This is a genomic window from Fibrisoma montanum, assembly GCF_003583365.1.
GTDB classification, from domain to species: Bacteria; Bacteroidota; Bacteroidia; order Cytophagales; family Spirosomataceae; genus Fibrisoma; species Fibrisoma montanum.
Map to the genome: position 1 here is coordinate 418,887 of NZ_QXED01000006.1, position 21,342 is coordinate 440,228.

Annotated in this window: 16 protein-coding genes; 8 read left to right on the top strand and 8 right to left on the bottom strand. The window is 55.5% G+C overall.

The genetic code is table 11. The annotated features are described in order from the left end of the window. Window positions 1-11 precede the first annotated feature (11 nt). The 6 genes from DYU11_RS21900 to DYU11_RS21925 all read left to right on the top strand — a co-directional run bounded on the left by DYU11_RS21900 (window position 12) and on the right by DYU11_RS21925 (window position 9,323). Window positions 12-1,442, top strand: a complete 1,431-nt coding sequence (locus tag DYU11_RS21900; RefSeq protein ID WP_119669856.1) for a RagB/SusD family nutrient uptake outer membrane protein — start codon at window positions 12-14, stop codon at window positions 1,440-1,442. A gap of 66 nt (window positions 1,443-1,508) precedes the next feature. Continuing rightward, window positions 1,509-3,161, top strand: a complete 1,653-nt coding sequence (locus DYU11_RS21905) for an FAD-dependent oxidoreductase (protein ID WP_119669857.1) — start codon at window positions 1,509-1,511, stop codon at window positions 3,159-3,161. A 25-nt stretch (window positions 3,162-3,186) separates the two neighbouring features. After that, window positions 3,187-5,187, top strand: coding sequence for an FAD-dependent oxidoreductase (locus tag DYU11_RS21910; RefSeq protein ID WP_119669858.1), 2,001 nt, complete (start codon window positions 3,187-3,189; stop codon window positions 5,185-5,187). Window positions 5,188-5,256: 69 nt separating this feature from the next. After that, window positions 5,257-6,201 carry a CHAD domain-containing protein gene (locus DYU11_RS21915; protein ID WP_119669859.1) on the top strand — a complete coding sequence of 315 codons (945 nt, stop codon included), beginning with the start codon at window positions 5,257-5,259 and terminating at the stop codon, window positions 6,199-6,201. Between the two features lie 10 nt (window positions 6,202-6,211). Further along, a complete protein-coding gene (locus DYU11_RS21920) occupies window positions 6,212-6,676 on the top strand; it encodes a CYTH domain-containing protein (protein WP_229365974.1) in 465 nt (154 codons plus the stop codon). Between the two features lie 139 nt (window positions 6,677-6,815). Then, window positions 6,816-9,323, top strand: coding sequence for a M1 family aminopeptidase (locus DYU11_RS21925; RefSeq protein ID WP_119669973.1), 2,508 nt, complete (start codon window positions 6,816-6,818; stop codon window positions 9,321-9,323). A 52-nt stretch (window positions 9,324-9,375) separates the two neighbouring features. Here DYU11_RS21925 and nhaD read toward each other — a convergent pair whose 3' ends face one another. Next, window positions 9,376-10,671 (bottom strand): sodium:proton antiporter NhaD, encoded by a 1,296-nt coding sequence (gene nhaD, locus DYU11_RS21930; RefSeq protein ID WP_119669861.1) that lies wholly within the window; start codon window positions 10,669-10,671, stop codon window positions 9,376-9,378. 84 nt (window positions 10,672-10,755) lie between these two features. Here nhaD and DYU11_RS21935 point away from each other — a divergent pair, with 84 nt between their 5' ends. Next, window positions 10,756-11,103, top strand: coding sequence for a hypothetical protein (locus DYU11_RS21935; RefSeq protein WP_119669862.1), 348 nt, complete (start codon window positions 10,756-10,758; stop codon window positions 11,101-11,103). An 18-nt stretch (window positions 11,104-11,121) separates the two neighbouring features. Here DYU11_RS21935 and DYU11_RS21940 read toward each other — a convergent pair whose 3' ends face one another. The 3 genes from DYU11_RS21940 to DYU11_RS21950 form a co-directional block, all read right to left on the bottom strand. Further along, the gene (locus tag DYU11_RS21940) at window positions 11,122-12,297 is read right to left on the bottom strand and encodes a sodium:proton exchanger (protein ID WP_119669863.1); all 1,176 of its coding nucleotides are present in this window, start codon (window positions 12,295-12,297) and stop codon (window positions 11,122-11,124) included. An 81-nt stretch (window positions 12,298-12,378) separates the two neighbouring features. After that, on the bottom strand, window positions 12,379-13,944 hold the full coding sequence (locus tag DYU11_RS21945) for a phytoene desaturase family protein (protein ID WP_119669864.1): 1,566 nt from the start codon (window positions 13,942-13,944) through the stop codon (window positions 12,379-12,381). 111 nt (window positions 13,945-14,055) lie between these two features. Continuing rightward, entirely contained in the window at window positions 14,056-14,925 is an 870-nt protein-coding gene (locus tag DYU11_RS21950) for a YjiK family protein (protein ID WP_119669865.1), read from the bottom strand. A gap of 154 nt (window positions 14,926-15,079) precedes the next feature. Here DYU11_RS21950 and DYU11_RS21955 point away from each other — a divergent pair, with 154 nt between their 5' ends. Beyond that, the gene (locus DYU11_RS21955) at window positions 15,080-17,560 is read left to right on the top strand and encodes a S9 family peptidase (protein ID WP_119669866.1); all 2,481 of its coding nucleotides are present in this window, start codon (window positions 15,080-15,082) and stop codon (window positions 17,558-17,560) included. 583 nt (window positions 17,561-18,143) lie between these two features. Here the strand turns inward: DYU11_RS21955 and DYU11_RS21965 are convergent. From DYU11_RS21965 to DYU11_RS33325, 4 genes are all read right to left on the bottom strand, one after another. Next, complete coding sequence (locus DYU11_RS21965; protein WP_119669868.1) at window positions 18,144-18,545, bottom strand: hypothetical protein; 402 nt, start codon at window positions 18,543-18,545, stop codon at window positions 18,144-18,146. Between the two features lie 550 nt (window positions 18,546-19,095). Then, a complete protein-coding gene (locus DYU11_RS21970) occupies window positions 19,096-20,361 on the bottom strand; it encodes an RNA polymerase sigma factor (RefSeq protein ID WP_119669869.1) in 1,266 nt (421 codons plus the stop codon). A gap of 65 nt (window positions 20,362-20,426) precedes the next feature. Further along, window positions 20,427-20,780, bottom strand: a complete 354-nt coding sequence (locus DYU11_RS21975) for a YciI family protein (protein WP_119669870.1) — start codon at window positions 20,778-20,780, stop codon at window positions 20,427-20,429. 138 nt (window positions 20,781-20,918) lie between these two features. Beyond that, window positions 20,919-21,056 (bottom strand): hypothetical protein, encoded by a 138-nt coding sequence (locus tag DYU11_RS33325; RefSeq protein WP_158600339.1) that lies wholly within the window; start codon window positions 21,054-21,056, stop codon window positions 20,919-20,921. Window positions 21,057-21,342 lie beyond the last annotated feature (286 nt).

Below are 21,342 nucleotides of genomic sequence, written 5' to 3' on the forward strand. Positions count from 1 at the left end.
TGACAACCACTATGAAAAAGATACTCTTATTAAGCCTCCTGCTAACGACCGGGCTAAGTGGCTGCGAAGTGCTGGAACAGATCCCCGAGTCGAGCTTCACACCCGACAATTTCTATAAAAACGCGGACGACGCCCGAGCCGCCGTCAGCAGTGTCTACGATCCGCTGAACAGCTCCAATATGTTTGGGCAGGTAGTGTGGATTCTCCAGGACCAGGCCACCGACGATGCCGAATGGGGCGGTGGGCGTTCAACGGCGAACCAGGCGAAAAACGACCTCGATAAACACACGTTTACCCCGGCCACGTCCACGTTCCAGTCGATCTGGACGACAACGTACCAGGGCATTAACCGGGCCAACGCGGTCGTGGAACGCCTGCCGGGCATTACGATGGACGAAACGCTGAAGGCCCGCTACGTTGCCGAGGCCAAGTTCATGCGGGGGTTCTACTACTTTACGCTGGTTCGGTTGTTTGGTGGTGTGCCGCTGGTTCTGCAGGAGACAACGTCGCTGAATAACCTCAACGTAGCGCGGGCGTCGGTCGACGACGTGTACAAACAGATCGTCCAGGATTTTACGGATGCCGAAGCCATCCTGCCCGCTACATACACGGGGGCCGACCGGGGTCGGGCAACAAAAGGAGCCGCCACGGCCTTTCTGGCCAAAGTTTATCTGACCCGACGCGACTGGGCCAATGCCGTAACGAAGACCAAGCAGGTGATCGATTCTGGTACGTACGACCTGTGGACTACCTTTCCGGAAGTGTTCCTGATTGCGAACAAAAACGGGAAAGAGTCTGTGTTTGAGATGCAGGCGCTGGGGGGTGGCTTCAACGAAGGCAGCCTCATGCAGGGCTACATGCGCCCCCCGTTTGACCGGGTAAATGGGGTGGCCGGTTTCGGCGACGATCCCCCGACCGAAAACCTGTACAGAACGTACCGGGCCGATGACCGACGCCGGGATGTGACCCTGAGACTGTATTCAGCAACGAGCACCCCGGCCGCACCGGCCAGTATTACGTTCCCGTGCTACGTCTACAAATATTTAGACCCCTCAGCAACGGGCAATGGAGAAGGCACCAACAACTATCCGATTCTCCGCTACGCTGATGTGCTGCTGATGTATGCCGAAGCCCTCAACGAACAGAACGGCCCGACACCGGAGGCATACGCAGCCATTAACCGCATCCGCCGACGGGCGGGACTGGCTGACCTCAGCGGGTTGACCAAAGACCAGTTCCGCGACGCTGTCCTGCTCGAACGGCGGCTCGAACTGGCGTTTGAAGGCCACCGCTGGTACGACCTTGTCCGCACCGGTCGGCTCATCGACGCCATAAAAGCCCAGAACCCGACCATTGTCGTTCCGGAAAGTCATCTGTTGTACCCCATTCCGCAGACGGAACGGGACGTTAATGCGCAACTGACGCAGAATCCCGGCTATTAATCTACCACCCGTTGATTAGGCCCGCACCGACTTTGCCTTTTGTAAACAAGCATACCTTTCGACCGTATGAAACGCCTTACTTTCTTTATTACCCTTACGAGCCTGGTGCTGCTGTCCGGCTTTGCGCCTACTCACCGCCCAACCGCCACCCGCCGGGCCGATGTGATTATCTACGGCGGTACGTCGGCGGCCGTCATGGCGGCCGTGCAGGTCAGGAAGATGGGCAAATCGGTGATCGTCGTATCGCCGGACAAGCACCTCGGCGGTTTGTCGGCGGGCGGGCTTGGCTTCACCGATACGGGCAACAAGGAAGTGATCGGTGGGCTGTCGCGGCAGTTTTACCAGCGACTGTACACTTATTATCAGTCGCCGGAGGCCTGGAAATGGCAGAAACGCGACGAATACGGCAACAAAGGCCAGGGTACGCCCGCCATCGACGGCAACGCCCGGACGATGTGGATCTTTGAGCCGCATGCCGCCGAGCAGGTGTTTGAGGATTTTGTCAGGGAAAACAAGCTGACCATCTACCGCGACGAATGGCTCGACCGCTCCGCGAAAGGCATCTCGAAAAAGTCGGGTGGGATTCAATCGTTCCGGACCCTGAGCGGAAATGTCTATGAAGGCAAGATGTTCATCGACGCGACCTACGAGGGTGACCTGATGGCGGCTGTGGGGGTTCGCTACCACGTTGGCCGCGAAGCGAACAGCGTCTATGGTGAGAAATGGAACGGCGTGCAAACGGACGTGTTTCACCACCGGCACCATTTCACAGCCAACATCAGCCCCTACAAAGTGGCAAACAACCCGGAGAGCGGCCTGCTGCCCGAAGTGTCGGCGGAACCGCCGGGCCAATACGGGGCCGGCGACAATAAAATTCAGGCGTATTGCTTCCGGATGTGCCTGAGCAATCACCCCGATAACCGGATTCCGTTTCCTAAACCGGAAGGCTACGACCCCGCCCGCTACGAACTGCTGGCCCGCGTGTTTGATTCGGGCTGGCGCGAAACGTTCAGCAAATTTGACCCGATTCCGAACCGCAAAACCGATACGAACAACCACGGTCCGTTCAGTACCGACTACATTGGCAAGAACTACGACTACCCCGAAGCGACCTACGAGCGCCGGAAGCAAATCATTAAGGAACACGAGCTGTACCAGAAAGGCCTGATGTATTTTTTGCAGAACGACCCGCGCGTACCGGCTGATGTTCGGGAGAAGATGCAGCAGTGGGGCTTACCCAAAGATGAATTTGTCGACAACGGCGGCTGGCCGCATCAGCTTTACATCCGTGAAGCCCGGCGTATGCTCGGTGAGTTTGTGATGAAAGAAGCCGACGCCCTGGGCAAAACGACCGTTCCAAATCCGATTGGCATGGGGTCGTACACCCTCGACGCGCACCAGGCTCAGCGGTACGTTAAAACCGATGGATTCGTGCAGAACGAAGGCGATATCGGCGTTCACCCCGACAAGCCCTACTCCATCGCCTACGGGTCCATTCTGCCGAAGGAACAGGAGTGCAACAACCTGCTGGTGCCGGTCTGCGTGTCGAGTTCGCACATTGCGTTCGGGTCGATTCGGATGGAGCCGGTGTTCATGATTCTGGGTCAGTCGGCGGCTACGGCCGCGGTGCTGGCCATTGACAACAAGGTGTCACCGCAGCGGCTTCCCTATCAGAAATTAAGGGACGTACTGCTGAAAGACGGTCAGCGGCTGGAGTAAAAACGGTTTAACGCTTAGTGTATTCATGAAAAGAACGCTTGTCTGGCTACTTCTGATTAGCTCGGTTAATCAATTGCCTGCCCAATCCATCCGAACGGTCGACGTCTGCGTGTATGGCGGTACATCGGGGGGTGTCATGGCCGCGTATGCCGCCCGAAAGATGGGCAAGTCGGTAGTCCTGATCGAGCCGGGTCGTCACCTCGGCGGCCTGACCACAGGCGGTTTAGGCTACACCGACATTGGCAACAAATACGCCATTACGGGATTATCACTCGATTTCTACCGGCGACTCGGCAAGCATTACGGCAACTTTGAGCAATGGATCTTTGAGCCGAGCGTAGCCGAAAATCTATTCAGGGAATACATCAAGCGAGGGGACGTACCGGTCGTGTACGGCCACCGTATCGTTTCGGCGAAGAAGGTAAACGGCACGATTCAGGAGATTACCCTCGAAACACCCCTGTCGTCGGTGCAGCCGGTCAGCACAGTGCGGGCGAAGATGTTCATCGACGCGACCTATGAGGGCGATTTAATGGCCAGGGCGGGGGTAAACTATACCATTGGCCGCGAAGCCAACAGCCAGTACAACGAAACCTGGAACGGTGTCCAGATCCTGAACGGTCACCAGTTTGCCGACGGCGTTGACCCGTATAAAGTGCCGGGCAAGCCGGAAAGTGGGCTGCTGTGGGGCATCAGCCCCGAACCGCCAGCCGCACCCGGCACCGGCGACAAGAAAGTTCAGGCCTACAATTTCCGCATCTGCCTGACCAGCAACCCGGCCAACCGGATTCCCATTACCAGACCGGAGGGCTACGACTCGACGCGTTACGAGTTACTCCTGCGGGCGATGGAAAAAGACCCGAAGCTGACGTTCAACCGGATTCTCAAGCCCGACCGCATGCCGAATCAGAAGACGGACATCAACAATTTCGGCCCATTTTCGACCGACATGATCGGGATGAACTACGATTTCCCCGAAGCCGACTACAACCGCCGGGCGCAGATTCAGCGGGAACACGAACTGTATAACAAAGGGCTGCTGTACTTCATCGGCCACGACCCCAGAATGCGCCCCGACATTAGAGAGCAGATGCTGACGTTCGGCTACCCGAAAGACGAATACACCGACAACGGCAACTGGTCACCCCAGATGTACGTCCGCGAAGCCCGGCGGCTGATCGGTGACTACGTGATGACGCAGGCCAACTGCGAAGGCAAAGACGTCGTGAAAGACGGCGTCGGTATGGCGGCTTATACGATGGATTCGCACAACTGCCAGCGCGTAGTGATCGAGAAAAACGGCATGAAGATGGTCAAGAACGAAGGCAACGTTGAGGTGGGGGGCTTTCCGCCCTACCCCATCAGCTACCGGTCGTTGATTCCGAAGCAGAACGAGTGCAGGAACCTGCTGGTGCCGGTCTGTCTGTCGGCCAGCCACATCGCCTACGGATCGATCCGGATGGAGCCGGTCTTCATGGTGCTGGGCCAGTCGGCGGCCGTAGCGGCCAGCCTGGCCATTGATCAGAAACAACCCGTCCAGCAGGTCAACGTAGCGGCCGTGCAGAAAATCCTGATCGAAAACCCACTGCTCGACGGCAGCACACCCGACGTAGTGGTGGACAACGACAACGCGGGGCAGGTGACCCTGACGGGCGACTGGAAGAACGAAACGCGCGGTAGCTACGGCCGGTCGCTGGTGGTTGATGACAGCAAAGGCCAGTCGGCCAAAGCCGTCCGGTTTTCGCCTACGTTGCCCAAAGCAGGGCAGTACGACCTCTACGCTTATTTCCCCCGCCGACCCGACGCCAGTTCACAAACGACCCTGCTGATTCACGACGGTACCAGAACGCAACCCGTTACGTTGAAGAAAGAAACGATTCAGGTGGAAGGCCAGACCGCGGGCGCGTGGGTGAAGATCGGTACGTTCGCGTTCCCGGCCGGCAAGAAGGCCTACGTCGACGTCACGAACCAGGGCGCCGACGGTGTCGTTGTGGCCGACGCGATGCAATGGATTGCGGTTAAATAAGGATTTACTAATCCAATCGGCCTTTTACTTGTTTATAATCCATCAAACGACACCAAACAAGTAACGAAAATGGGCTACGTATTTAACCGGGACGAATCAATAGCCGTCAATATAAATAGAATATTAGCTGAGCTGGTTACGGGTGCTATTGAGTCGCTGGAGGCTCCTGGCGAATCGAAGGCAGAGTCGGTTCATGATGTCAGAAAACGCATCAAAAAGATCAGGGCGCTTTTCAGACTGGTCAGGAGCGAACTCGACAAGGACGTTTTCCGGCAGGCCAACACGCACTACCGGGCGATCGGTCAGGCGCTTTCCCATTTAAGGGATGCCACCGTAATGATCAAAACCATGGAGAAACTTCGGGAAGCCAATCCGGATCAGCTATCCGCCCGGGTTTTTGCCACAATCCGAAAAGCCCTGAACCAGAAGCAGGACCAGGTATCCAGGGAGTTTTTCGACGATGAACGCAACATTCGGGGGGTAGTCGATGAATTGCGGCAAGCGCCACTAACCGTTCCGGGCCTGTCTGAGAAGCATCATTCGTTTTCCGTTATTGCCCCAAATCTCAAAGAAATCTACCGGCGTGGCCGCAAGGCTCTGGCACTCGCCACGCAGGAGCCGAGCATTCATAATCTGCACGAATTGCGAAAAGAAGTAAAAAACCTCTGGTACCATACCCGGTTAGTGGAGCCGGTCTGGCCCGGACTTTTTGGGGCTTACGAACATGAATTTGATCGATTGGGCGAGCTGCTGGGCGATGACCATGACTTTGGCGTACTAGCCGACGAGATTGAGTCCGGCAGGCTTCTGGTACGTAACCGACAAACGAAAGAAACGATAGTACATTTGCTGCATCAGCAACGAGCATCGTTGCAGGAGCAGCTTTTCCCTTTAGCAAACCGGTTATTTGCCGAGAAGACACGTGATTTTGTCGGCCGGTACCGGCTGTACTGGAAGCTATGGTGGGACGAGGTATCTCAGGAACAGGTAGCGGATAACCTTCAGACGGCTTAACGGGATGGGAATGGAAATTGAGCGCAAGTTTCTGGTCAACGGAACCGACTGGAAACAAGAAGTATCGGGTCTGTTTTACCGCCAGGGGTATCTGAGCAGTCAGCCGGATCGGACCGTCCGGGTACGTACGGTAGAGGATAAGGGGTATCTGACCATAAAAGGCAAGACCTCAGGAGCCAGCCGGAGTGAGTACGAATACGTTATTCCGTACGAGGATGCCGTAGCGATGCTGGATCAGCTGTGCGAAACGCCCATCATTGAAAAGGTTCGCTACCGGATTCCGTACGAGGGCTTAGTCTGGGAAATCGATGAATTTCAGGGCGAGAACCTTGGCCTGATCGTAGCGGAGGTGGAGTTAACCGACGAAAAGCAGGCCATTCAACTCCCTCCCTGGGTTGGGAAAGAAGTAACCACGGAAGCAAAATACTACAACGCCAATCTGTTTAAACACCCCTTTTCGAAGTGGATCGATTAATTGAACCACGCAGTTTGTCAGCCGTATGCGTTTGAACCTGAATGCTATCTGGAAGTGGTGTTACGCCACTTCCTTTTTTCTATTGCTGTCCGCGACCAGCTTCAGCCAGTCCGGGGCCAGACCGGGTCAATCCAAGGCCATGCTCACTAGTCAACCTACCGTCGAGACGGGCGTGTCGGAAGCCCTGGCGCGCTTTCGGAAACAAACCATCAGCGGGCTGGCGTACACCTTACAGTTCGATATTCCGGCTCACAAAAACGCGCCCATTCCGGCATCCGAAACCATTTCGTTTGCCTGGAAACCCAACACCCAACCGCTCCAGATCGATTTCAAAGAGCAACGCGACCACCTGACGCGGATTCTGGTCAATCAAACGGAGATACCGGTCCGCTTTGAAAACGAACATATTCTGATTGACGCCAGTCATCTGAAACCGGGGTCAAATACGGTAGCCATTCAGTTTACGGCGGGCAACCTCTCCCTGAACCGCAACGATGACTACCTCTACACCTTGCTCGTGCCCGACCGCGCCCGCACCGTATTCCCCTGCTTCGACCAGCCCGACCTGAAGGCCTCCTTCCAGCTAACGCTGACGGTACCGGCTAATTGGCAGGCCATGACCAACAGCCCCTTGCAGAGCCAAACGCCCTCGGGCGACCGCCAGACCTTCCGCTTTGCCCCCAGCGAAACGATCAGTACGTACCTGTTTTCGTTTGCCGCCGGCCGGTTCGAGCCGGTTACTCAGCAACGGAATGGCCGGACCATGCAGTTTCTGCACCGGGAAACGGATTCGACCAAGATCCGGCTGAGCATGGAACCGATTTTTACACTTCACGGCGATGCGTTGAGGTTTCTGGAAGACTACACCCAGATTCCGTATCCGTTCAGGAAGTTTGATTTCGTAGCCATTCCCGATTTTCAGTACGGCGGTATGGAACACGTCGGGGCAATTCAGTACCGGGCGTCAAGTTTATTCCTGGACGATGGAGCCACCCGCGACCAGAAACTGAGCCGGGCCACGTTGATCGCCCACGAAACGGCGCACATGTGGTTTGGCGATCTGGTGACCATGCGGTGGTTCGACGATGTGTGGATGAAAGAGGTGTTTGCCAACTTCATCGCCGACAAGATTACCCAGGTCAGTATGCCCGAAAGCAATTATGACCTTGAATTTCTGATTGCTCACTTCCCGGCGGCTTACGACGTAGACCGGACCGAAGGAGCCAATCCGATTGGGCAGCCCCTCGCTAATTTGCAGGAGGCCGGGACGCTCTACGGGGGTATCATCTACCACAAAGCCCCCATCATGATGCGGCAGCTGGAGCGGCTGATGGGTAAAGAAGCGCTGCGCAACGGACTGCGGGAGTACCTTAAAAAATACGCGTACAGCAACGCGTCGTGGCCCGATCTGATTACCATTCTGGATGCCTACACCCCCGCCGACCTGCAACGCTGGAACCGGGTGTGGGTCAACGAGACGGGTCGCCCCCGGTTTTCGTATCAACTCAAAACAGCGAGCAACAAAATCGCTTCGTTCGTGATTACCCAGGCGGGCGAAAACGGTGCGGACCGGCTGTGGCCCCAGCTGTTTGAGGTGGCGCTGGTGTATGCGGACCGGGTAGAGCAACTGACCGTCGACATGAACCAGAGGCAGGTAGCGTTGAAAGAAGCCGTTGGTAAGGCGGCTCCCCTGTTTGTCGTCTTTAATTCAACGGGGCAGGGGTATGGGCTGTTTCCGGTGGACGAGCGGATGGTGTCGGGACTGGACAAGCTCAAGGACCCCGTAACGCGGGCGGCTGCGTACATCAGCCTGTACGAAAACATGCTGAGTGGGCAATCGGTAGCACCGGCGCAACTGGCCAGGGTTTATCTGCAGCAGCTGGCCCACGAACCCGAAGAACTGAACATCCGGCTGCTGACGAGTCAGTTGTCGGATCTCGTCTGGCGATTTACCCGACCCGACGACCGGCTGGCGCTGGCCACGGCGGCTGAGAAGGCAATCTGGCCCCTGATGCAGCAGGAGACGCACGCCGGTAAAAAGAAACTGTTGTTCCGGTGTTACCAGAGCCTGGCGCTGACTACCGAAGCCCGCGACCGGCTGTATACAATCTGGAAAGATCAGCAGGCACCCGCTGGCGTGACGCTCACTGAAGATGATTATACGAGCCTGGCGCTGGCCCTGGCGGTACGGGATTATCCGGCGGAGGGGTTGCTGGAGCAACAGTTGAAGCGGATCAAAAACCCCGACCGCCGGAAGCGGCTGCAGTTCATGATGCCGGCCCTATCGCCCGATGTTGCCACCCGCGACGCCTTTTTTGCCTCGCTGAAGGACGTATCCAACCGGGAGCGCGAAGCCTACGTAACGGCCGCCTTAGGGTATCTGCATCATCCGTTGCGGGCGGCTACGTCGGCAAAGTACCTGCGGGCCAGTCTGGATCTGCTGGAGGAGATTCAGCGAACGGGCGACATTTTCTTCCCCGAATCGTGGCTACGGTCTACGCTGAGTACGTACCAGACCTCCGAAGCAGCGAACCTGATCCGAACGTTCCTGACGGAACATCCAGCCTACAACCCTCGGCTGAAAGCCAAGTTGCTGCAGGCCGCGGATGGACCGTTCCGGGCCGCTACACTGCTCTACCCGAAATGACGGTACGCTGGCTTTTGGGGAATCAATGCGGGCAGTTTCCACAACCGGTTCCTTACTCTTTTATCCAGAACTCGGCCAGGTACACGAGCGCTCCGGCAAGGTAGCCGATCAGGGCCAGCCAGCTGATCCGGCGCAGGTACCAGCCAAATTCCAGCCGTTCCATACCCATCACGGCCACGCCCGCGGCTGAGCCGATCACGAGCATACTGCCCCCCGTACCGGCGCAGTACGCCAGAAACTCCCAAAGTTTAGCGTCGGCCGGGTAGGTTTGCAGGTCGTACATGCCCATGGCAGCCGCTACGATCGGTACGTTATCGACCACGGCCGACACCATGCCGATCAGAAGCACGATCACATCCAGATTACCAACCGATTCGTTGAGCGATTCGGCCAGGCCGCGTAATACACCCGTTGCCTGCAGGGAGCCTACCGCCAGCAGAATACCGAGGAAAAACAGCACACTGGGCGTATCAATTTTACTGAGTGCGTAAGAGGCCGAAAAGCGTTGCCGGTCAGCCTCATCCTTATCCCGGTGAATCAGCTCCGAAACAAGCCAGATGAAGCCCAGCGCCAGCATCATGCCCATGTAAGGCGGCAGGTGCGTAACGGTTTTGAAGATAGGCACCCACAACAGCCCCCCCAGGCCAACGGCCAGCATCAGCCGCCGGTCGCGCCGGGCTTCAGGGGTTACATACGGCCGGCTGATACCCTGCGTCGCCGTCGCGACCGATGCCTGCGTGTCTGCCTTATACATCATCGTCAGGATGGTCAGGGGGGCCAGCAGCGACACCAGACTGGGCAGCAGCAAGGTTTTGATGATGTTGGTGGTCGTTACCTGCCCGCCAATCCAGAGCATGGTCGTCGTTACGTCGCCGATGGGCGACCAGGCTCCGCCGGAGTTGGCGGCCAGAATGACCATACCCGCCATTACTTTCCGCTGCTCCGGGTCACGAACCAGTTTCCGAATCACCGACACCATCACAATAGACGACGTCAGGTTGTCCAGTACGGCCGAAAGGAAAAAAGCCAGAAAGCTAATGATCCACAGCAGTGTCCGCGTGTTGCGGCTGGCAATCCGGTCGGTAATAACCGTAAAGCCGTCGTGGGCGTCGATCAGCTCCACGATGGTCATGGCTCCGATCAGAAAAAAGAGTATTTCCGAAATTTCAATCAGATGCTCGCCTAATTGCTCGACCACTTCGGTTACGTCGTGACCCGCCAGGGCATAAATTGTCCAGCAGACAACGCCTGTAATCAGCGCCGTAGCCGTTTTATTAATGCCGATGGAATGCTCAATAGTGATAAATAGATATCCGACAATAAAAATGAGGATTAGTGTTAACGTCATGTTGAGTGAGCGAAGGTTTTACTGTATGTTATAGGTAAATCAATGGCAAAGGGCCATTATAACCAGGAAAGCCCGTATTTTGGAATGGCAAAATTGTCGAAAAAGTTAATAATCAGAGTGCCTTTTCTAGGCCCGGACGGCATGGCGCTGTTCCCGTTTATTCTGGTGCGACGGCCTGATCCCGGCCCTACGCTGCTTAATCACGAACGCATTCACCTGCGGCAGCAGCTCGAACTGGGCATCGTGCCGTTCTACCTCTGGTACGTGATCGAGTACCTTATCCGTCGCTGGCAGTACAGCGATCATTACACCGCCTACCGCAACATCAGCTTCGAGCGCGAAGCCTTTTCCAACGAGCACAACCTACAATACCTAACCACCCGAGCCTGGTTTGCGTTCAGCCGGTACCTGCATACTGTTCAGAAAGCGTGAAGAAACTAAACGACCAGGTTATTGAACCCGGCCCCGGTAGCCAACAACACCGGCCATCATCACCAGCGACGACAGCACGACCACCAGCATGGGTATCCCCTCCCGGAACCCTACCAGCCGCAGGTCTTCCGGAATGTTCAGGTACAGCAGAATGGTTATCAGACCCCGCGGGGCAATCCAGAGCAGAGGGCGCAAACTACCCCGGTACGTCAGCCGGAGGGTCAGCCAACGCCAGGCGATAACGATGAGTACAAACAGGGCGCTCACAATCAGGGCGTCGGGATCGATCAGTTCGCGGGGCACAACAACGTAGCCGAACAGCAGAAAGAAAAACGTCCGCACTACAAACGCCCCCTCGGCCGTCAGGTTTTTAAGCTGGTCAAGTTCTTTCTCGAACAGGTCATTCTTCAGAACCTGATTGAGCCGACCCCGAATGAACAACTCGGTATTGTTGAGAAACAGGCCAAAAATCAGAATCAGCAGCAACGACGACAGCCGGTAAATCTCCGCTATGGCGTAGACTAGAAACAGTACCGAAATGATGGGCAGGAACTTGATGCGGTGGTTGATCCGGCCGATCAGATACAGCAGTAAAAAACAACATCCCAGCGACACCAGCGCCATCACGACCGTATCGCGCGTAAACATCCAGACAGCCCCCAGCACCGAATCGCGGCTCAATAAGAGAAAATTAAACGCCATCACGCCCAGGATGGCCGAGAAGGCCGATTCGTATACCACAAATTCGCCCTGCTCGCCCGACAGATTCGACAAACTGGGTACGGCCACGGCACTACTCAGAATGGAAAACGGCAGCGCCGTGATAAGACAATGGTAGAACGTATCGTTCAGGAGCAGATACAGGGCGCCGGCCAGCAGCAACGTAGTACCCACAATTTCGACCAGCGACGAGAGCAGTGTTCGCCGGAGCAGGCCGTATTTTTCGGGGTGAAGTTCCAGATCGAGCCCCCCTTCCAGTACGATCAGGATCAGCCCGAGTGTTCCGAGAATCGGCAGAATGGCATTGGCAAACGGCACCTGAACACCTAAGTAGCTGGTTGCCTGTCGAATCAGCACACCCAGCAACAGAAGCAGCAGCACCGACGGCGTTTTGAACCGGCTGCTGAACAGGTCGAAGGCGTATGAAATCAGGACCGACAGGCTTAAAACAATAATCAGATACGACGAATCCATGTGGCAAGTTTAGTGGGCGCAGGGCTTGGGGCCAAAGGCGTAGGGTAAAAAAGCACAGTTTCCCAATCTTTACCCTTTGCCCTACGCCCCCTGCACGAAATCCGTCGCGATCTTGGCCGACAGCAGACAAAGCGGAATCCCCCCGCCCGGGTGAACACTCCCCCCTACGAAGTACAGGTTTTCGAACTCGCGCGAGAAGTTGGCGTGGCGCAGAAAAGCCGCAAACCGATTATTGCTGCTGTTGCCATACAGGGCACCCTGCGAGCTGGAGGTTCTGCTCTCAATCGTCCGGGGGTCCAGAACGGATTCGGTTTCAATCAGCGAACCGACATCAACCCCCAGGTTGTGACTTAGTTTACGAATCACATCCTGCCGCGCCCGGGCGATGATCGCGTCCCAGTCCTGACCGGTGTTGTTGGGCGCATTGAGCAGAATGAACCAGTTTTCGCAGCCGGGGGGCGCATCGTCGGGCTTGTGCTTTGACGTGATGTTGAGGTAGATCGTTGGGTCGTCGTACAGTTCGTTACGCCGGAACAGGTAATCGAACTCCGTGCGGTAGTCGTTGCTGAAAAAAATAGTGTGCAGCCCCAACTGAGCAAACTCCCGCTTGATACCCCAGTAAAAAATCAGTCCCGAACTCGACTTGGGCTGGCGCAGAATCCGTTCCGGCTGCTTTGCATTGGGCAACAACTTCCGAAAGGCGTTGACAACGTCCATGTTTGTCACGCAAAGGGCAATGGGCGCGGGGCGCGGGGCATGGGGTTCGGCCCCCGGAGTGTTGACAGCCGACGGCTCTGCGCTGAGGCCTATTCCCTCAGCCCCAAGCCCCATACCCTCAGCCCTGACCCCCACCACCCGTTTCCCCTCCGTCACGATCTCCGTTACGCGGGTGTTGTAGTGGAACCGGACGCCCAGCTCTTCGGCCAGGCTGACCAGGCTGTTGGTGATGCTGATCATGCCGTCTTTCGGAAAAAACGCGCCGATGTTGTATTCAAGATGCGGAATGATGTTCAGGGTCGCGGGGGTCTGGTACGGATCGGAGCCGTTATACGTAGCGTACCGGTTAAACAGTTGTACCAGCTTGGGATGCCGGAAACGCCGTTCGTTCGCGCCGTTCATGGTACCAAATACGCCCAGCTTCGGCAGGTTGAGGTAGCCACGCAGCGCATCCCGGTTCAGCCAGGTCGATGCCTTGTGCAGCGACCGGTGCAGAAACAGCTTTTCGGTTACGCCGTATTTCAGCGCGCTGTCGTTCAGATGTGCCAGCAGGTGCTCACCCGGCTCACCCAGTACAGTTTCGACTTCGGCCGCAAACCGGTCGTGATCGGCCCAGGCCGTCAGGCGCGTACCATCGTCCCAGAAGTAGCGGCAGGTTTCGTCTAAGCGAACGTACTGAAAATAGTCGGCCGGGTTGCGCCCCGCCAGCCGGAATAGCTCCACAACCAGATGCGGCATGGTAAACAGCGACGGTCCGGCATCAAAGCGGTACACGTTCCCATCCGCTCGCGTATGTTCAAAACTCGATAGTTTGCCGCCGGGGTAGGCGTTGGCTTCGTAGACATCGACTGAATACCCTTTTACGGCCAGCCGGATAGCCGACGCAATACCGGCAATGCCGGCACCAATAACAACAGCGTTTTTACTCACAGAAACGAATGACTGTATTTCACGACTAAAAGCGCCGGTCTAACAAAAAAGTTTTGCCGGGCCGGTTGTGTTCCTGTCTGTCAGCCGAGCCCGGTTGGCGAATGCAGCCGTTTACCTTTTGGCGTAGTAATACAGATTGACGCTTGAGGCTCCGGCTTTTTCGCTGATGGTGAAATACCCCCGACCGTCGCGCCCGAAGCAGATGGCTTCGCCCTGGGGTTCCTGACGGTAGGGCAACGTACGGGCCGACTGTTTCTGCATCGCATCGGCAATGCTTTGGCCGTCCTGCCGCTTCCAGTACACGATCTGAGTATAGGTTCGCAGTACAATCTCAGTGCCATCGGGCGAAATAGCGGCTCCCGTAACGAAGGTGTACGGCAGTTCGCCAAACGGCTGAGCGGTGGTCACTTCGTTGATATTCTGCGGGTAAGGCAGCTTGTATAACCGTACGTTAGGCTCCCGCTTCGAGATGATCCAGATGTCTTTGGTTTTCGGATCCACGAACATCGCTTCGGCATCGCGGGGTCCGTCGGGGTATCTGAAATTGATGCGTTCAACCTGGGTAATGGGTGTCTGGAGGTTTGCCGGTTCGGGCAAGCGGTAGATAAGGCAGGCCGGGTGTTGCCCGTTGTTATCGCCGATCTCGCCAATGTAGAGGTAATTGACCCCATCCTGCGGTCCCGGACCACTGGCCATTTCTTCCCAGTCGCGGTTCGATGCGTTCGGAACGGCCAGCTTTCCCTTAACGGCACCATCGTGCCCCAGCAGCACCAGTTCGGGAGGGCTCCCGCTGTCCTGCTGAATCCAGAGGTTACCCGGCTGGCTGCGGCTATCCGCCATGCCTGAAGCCTCGTCGATCTGTCCCGGCGCGACTGGCGTAGTGGTCGGATCCGACGAGAATTGAACCTCCGATGAACCGGGCGTTGTCAGTTCACAGGAAACCAGCGCCAGCAGGCTGATCAGAAATACGGGGATACGCATGTAAAGCTGTCTTGTTGATTAAACCATCAAAGTAACGAAAGAAACCCATGAATTAGCCGTGAATTTGAGCATTTGGCTGTTGTCTTTTCGTTAAACTCCTGTTATCTGCATAATAAAATTTTGTAGTTTTGAGTTTCCCCAACTCGTTCAACGCATGATTTGTTCTTTCCGCAGTATGATGCGTCGGTTGACGCTCATTTTGTTGCTAGGTTTTTCTGGTGGGCTTCCCCTCAGCGCACAGGACAACGCAACAGCATACCAGACCCCGCCCAAAGCCCTGGCCGACCTGGTGAACGTACCACCAACGCCCGGGGTCAGCGTTACGTCAAAAGGTGACTACCTGCTCATTCTGGAACAGGCGCTGGCACCATCCATCGCCGAACTGTCCCAGCCGGAACTTCGTCTGGCCGGTCTGCGGCTGAATCCAGCCAACAACGGTCCAAGCCGGATTCGGTACATCACCGGATTGAAACTCAGAAAAATGGCGGGTAAAGACGAGGTGGCGGTCAGCGGCCTGCCAGCCTCCCCCCTCATCAGCAACGTACAGTGGTCGCCCGACGAGAAAACGTTTGCCTTTACCAACTCGACCGATAGTAAAATCGAGCTGTACGTAGCCGATGTGGCGACGGCCACAGCCAGAAAAGTGAGTGAGCTGGCACTCAACGCCGTGTATGGCGCTCCTTTCCGCTGGATGCCCGACAGCAAAAGCCTGCTCGTCAAAACAATTCCGGCGTCGCGCGGGAATGCACCTGAGATCAGCCGCGTCCCGACGGGGCCAACCGTACAGGAAAATATGGGGCGTAAAGCGCAGGCTCCTACGTTCCAGGACCTGCTGAAAAACACGTCTGACGAGCGTCAGTTTGAGTACTACGCCACATCACAGGTAATGCGGATCGGGCTTGACGGCACAACGCAGCCCATTGGTCCGGTTGGTCTGGTAGCCTCGGCCGAGCCGTCGCCGGATGGTCAGTACGTGATGCTGGAAGCCGTACACCGGCCGTTCTCCTACCTCGTTCCGGTAGGACGCTTTCCGCTCCGTACGGACATCTATGCGATTGGTGGGGCGCTGGTCAAAACGCTGAACCAGGGTGAACTGCACGAAAACGTCCCCTACAGCGCCGACGGCGTTCCGACGGGACCCCGCAATTACGAGTGGCGGAATGATACACCGGCTTCCGTGTACTGGACCGTTGCCCAGGACAACGGCGACCCGAAACAGAAAGCCGACATCCGGGATAAGGTTTACCTGCTCGAAGCCCCTTTTTCGGCTGAGCCGAAGGAAATTTATGCCGCTACGTTCCGCTTCGCCGGCTTTGAGTGGGGCAACGAAACCACGGCCCTGGCGTCTGAACGCTGGTGGCAAACCCGCAAAACAATTACGAAGGTTGTGAACCCCAAGACGGGTCAGGCTACCGTGCTGTTCGACCGGTCGTATGAAGATCGCTACTCAAATCCCGGCCAGCCCGATATGCGCCGGAACCAGTATGGCCGTGAGGTGCTGAACCTCCAGCCGAACGGCGAACTACTGATGCTTGGTTTCCAGGGCGCATCCCCCGAAGGCGACCGACCCTTTGTCAGCAGCCTGAACCTGAATACCAAACAGACAAAAGAACTCTGGCGGTCGCAGGCACCCTATTTCGAGCGGCCGGTTGCCGTTATCGACGCGGCAGGGGGCGTCATCCTGACAACCCGCGAATCGCCCGAAGAAAACCCGAATTACTTCGTTCGGAACCTCAAGAAACGGATTGCGCCGATTCAGGTCACGTCGTTCCCGCATCCTTACCCGCAGTTCAAAGGCGTACAGAAACAGCAGCTTCGCTACAAGCGCCCGGATGGTGTAGACCTGACGGCGACGCTGTATCTGCCGGCCGGCTACAAGAAAGAGCAGGGCCCGCTGCCTACGTTCCTGTGGGCGTATCCGGCCGAGTTCAAAAGCAAAGATGCCGCCGGACAAGTGCAGGGCTCTCCGTACCAGTTTAACCGGATCAGCTACTGGACCGGCGCTGCGTTCGTAACGATGGGCTATGCTGTACTCGAAAACGCCAGCATTCCTATCGTAGGGGAGGGCGATAAAGAACCGAACGATACGTATGTAGAGCAGCTGGTATCCAGTGCAAAAGCCGCCATCGATGAGGGCGTTCGGCTGGGGGTTGTCGATGCGAACCGGGTTGGCGTGGGTGGCCACTCCTATGGTGCGTTCATGACGGCCAATCTGCTTACCCACAGTAATTTGTTTAAAGGCGGTATTGCCCGGAGCGGAGCCTACAACCGTACCCTGACTCCCTTTGGCTTTCAGAACGAACAGCGTACTTACTGGCAGGCTCCGGAGGTGTACAATACCATGTCGCCGTTCATGAACGCCAATAAGATGAAGACGCCCCTGCTGCTGATCCACGGCGAAGCCGACAACAACACCGGAACGTTCCCAATCCAGTCGGAGCGGTACTACAACGCGCTGAAAGGCATGGGAGCCACTACCCGGTTCGTGCTGCTCCCCTACGAGAGCCACGGCTACGTAGCGAAGGAGTCGCTGCTACACATGCTGAACGAAATGAACGGCTGGCTGGAGAAGTTCGTGAAGGAGCCGAGCAGCCAGACGGCCAGCCAGCCAAATCGGGCTGGTAGCGGGAAATAAGGCCTGAATGGCCCGTGTTGGCCCAAAATCAATAGAAATAGTCCCAAAACTGAAAGTGATTCTCACACCTAACTGCCACCTTTGAGTGTGTTTTAGATGCCCCTGTCAGTGCTCCGAATCGAGACACGGCAAGCATGAAACAGGGGACAGTTAGGCGTACCGTAAAGGGGCTAATCAATGATTAGCCCCTTTATTTTTTTTCTCATTTCATGTTGCGGGGAACACTTCTTTTACCAATTTTATCGTCCGGTAGATAACCAACCTGTATGTATTTAAAATAAATCTACTAGACTTGTATAACTTTTAACAGTACGCCTTAACAGGCAGTCTGCCTACGTAGCAGGAACACTCACTCCAGGACCTATTCTGTTCAATACAAAAGGATACAGACGCTATGGAGAAGAACCCCCGGATTGATCCAACTCGGTTTAAACAGCTGGCCGAAGATTACGTAACCCTGGTAAATGCCCGGCTTGCCGGCTCGATACCAAACGGTTTACGTGAAAAGTACACCCGTTTGATTAATACGATCTACAAGCCCCAGCCTCCGTTTAGGTCCAATCCCGGACAGTGAGGCAACTGTTCAGGAAGGACTCAGGCCTGCCAGCCACAGGCGGCTTTCGGCTTGCTGGTTTAACCGATTAAGTCGCCGGGTTTGGTCAGCAAGTTTCTGGTTCTTTTGGGGCGAGGTTAGTCGGCGCCCCTGATGCTCCTTCTTGTCAAGTCGCTTCATCTCCCTGACGAGTATCTCCAGTTCAGTCTGCATAGCGATAGCGACATTCACAAGCTCATCAAGCGGACATTGGCCCAAAAACAGAGGCCTCTTGTCCGACGAGACAATATTTGTTGACTGGCCAATGCAGGCTATCAACTGATTGTAATTTATATAGAAGTTGGTCGACGCATCCAACCAATCTTCCAGAATTCCTGCTGAAATCGATTTGTTACCCGAAGTAACAGCAGTTTTTGAACGGTAAGGCTTCATCTCCACTACTTTGTTTAACTTTATAGCTATTTTGTAAGGGCAATGTTAAACAAAACTTTTTATTTAACAGCTTGTAAAGTATACAAAATTGATTTAGCGGAGTATTCTTTACGTATAATGTACAATCAAACACAAGTTAATCATAATTCATAATCGTTAACTTTTGATTTTCAATAGGTTATATGTACCTTTTTTTGATTAACCAAGCTTATACAATTGTACTGACCTTTTCCTCTGTTTATCAAGCGGCTTTCCTCGTCATTGACTGCTCCTGCTTCATTACTACTGTCTGTAGTTTCGGCACACCGCATGCACGCTTTGCAAGCCGTCGTACCACGCACTTTTGTGACTCCGAAAAGCGGATAGCCACCCTTCTCCGTCAATAGGCAGGTGCGTACTGTTTCATGCGAAGCAACCAGCCACACGGCATAGGTACCCGTTGCAAGGCCAATAACTGGTCAATTCAGTAGCGCGATGGCAGGTCAGTCCTCGGGATGGTGCTTTGCCCAAACAAGTCGTTCCTCCGGATGATTCATGCAGGTGAATCAGACTAATTACCTACCCCACATTGATGTAGCTTGCGGGTCAACAATTCCTTCTCGGCTGGCGAAGGAGTCAGTTGATGAGCGCGCTGGTAGTGCTGCCGGGCACGGTCGGGCTGCCGGTTTTGCTCGTACAAATCGCCCAGAACGGCATGGTAATACTGGTTTGTCTCCAGCCCGCTCAGGTTCGATAAAGCCAGGATGGCGTTTAGTGGCCCCTCTACGTTAGCCAGGGCCACGGCCCGGTGCAAGGCCACCACCGGCGAGGGCTGGTGCTGAAGCAGCAGATCGTAGTATAGCAGGATCGTCGGCCAGTCGGTGGCGTCGTACGACGGGGCTATGCAGTGCAGCATGGCAATACCGGCTTCCAGATGGTATTCGCTCAGGTTATCGCCTTCGGCAGAGCGATTCAGGTATTCGTGTCCTTTCTGGATCAGGTCGCGGTTCCAGCGGCTCCGGTCCTGATCGGCCAGCAACACAATAGCTCCGGTTTCGGTGGTACGGGCGTCAAATCGGGCGGCCTGAAAACACATCAGCGATAGCAGCGCCTGACCAGCCGGCATCGCCGTACGCGGATTCTGAGTCAGCAGCAGACACAGCCGCATGGCCTCTTCACACAAATCCCGCCGGATAAGCTGGTCGGGGTGAAGTGAGTTATACCCTTCGTTGAACAGCAGGTACAGGCTTTTCAGGACGGCATTCAGCCGGGACGGTAGCTGAGGTCCACCCGGCACTTCGAGCCGGATACCGCCCGAACGAATTTTCTCCTTAGCGCGGTAGAGCCGTTTTTCGATGGTATCGGGCGTGGTCAGAAAAGCACCCGCAATTTCTTTGACGCTAAGTCCGCACAGGATTTTCAGACACATAGCCACCTGCGATTCCATCGCAATCGACGGATCACAGCAGGCAAACAGCATCCGAAGCTGGCTGTCGTTGATATCGTCCTCAAAAAAATACTGATCAACCATAGCTTCTATTGCGTTCTGCCGATGGTCACACTCCAGTTCGGCGCTAATTTGCCGAAATAGGTTTTCGCGTCGTACCACATCCAGCGCCTTATTCTTCGCTACCCGATAGAGCCAGGCCCGGGGGTTGTCCGGAGTGCCCTGAAACGGCCAGCAATACAGGGCCTGCATCATAGCATCCTGTACAATGTCTTCGGCTAGCTGGAGCCGATCGAAGCCAAGCATGCACGTCAGCACCGACGCCATACGGCCCGCTTCATGGCGGAACAGGTGAGCGACTAACTGATTGGGTTCAGAGGAAGGGGTCATGCTGCAAAAAACCGTCTTTGTGCCACCGGGCGGTGGCACAAAGACAAGTTACCGGAATTCAGTCATTAGTCAAACTTCATAATCTGCCGGATTTCGAGCAGCCCTTCGCTGTCGAAAATAGGGCAGCCCTTGGCCAGTTCGGCGGCTTCATCGATGGTGTCGGCGCAAACGACGGTGTAGCCACCCACAATCTCCTTACCCTCCGTGTACGGTCCGTCGGTAATGAGTTGACCGCCCTTGCTCATAACCTTGCCGAACGGCAGCAGAGCCTCCGTACCCAGCATTTTACCCTGGGCCGCAATGCCGCCGATCCACTGGTTCCATTTCTGGATTTCAGCCTGGATTTCTTCGGGCGACTGTTGAACAAAAGCCGTTTCCTGTGCGTACGGCGAGTGGAAAATGAGCATAAACTTTTCCATGATACGTGATTGACTGGATTGTGATGGATGAATAAACAGAAAAGAACAACTAGGTAAACACTAGGTAAAATGATGACTGTTGCTGGTTTTCTGGTCGACTTGCCACAGCCGTGATGGGCTCGTTGACCGGGTAGGCGCTCAACAAACAAGGTCCCGACCCATCCGGATGGACCCGAACAGTTCAACGGAGCGAGCGCGGGGAGCCGGCATAGCCAATACAATGCCAATGACAGGAAAACCGGCAGTGGCATACCCGATGGTGGTGACGCTTTTCATAAAACGGGTTCGTCAGACAGTACATCAATTTATTTTTCACCACTAAGACGAACGAGCCATACGAAACCGGACAACTAGCTGACTTTATTTAAAAATATTTTTACGCCAGAACCCTTTTCCACCATAACCTACTGTTAACCAGGAATATGTATTCATACCGATAGAAATAAATTTATTGGCTTCGGCCCGTAAAACGTATGGTTTTATAAAATACTATCCGTCTTTAAGCGTCCGGAAGCCCTTCCGTATTGCCGCCTGGCAAGCGTCTTATTCGCTGCAAATATTT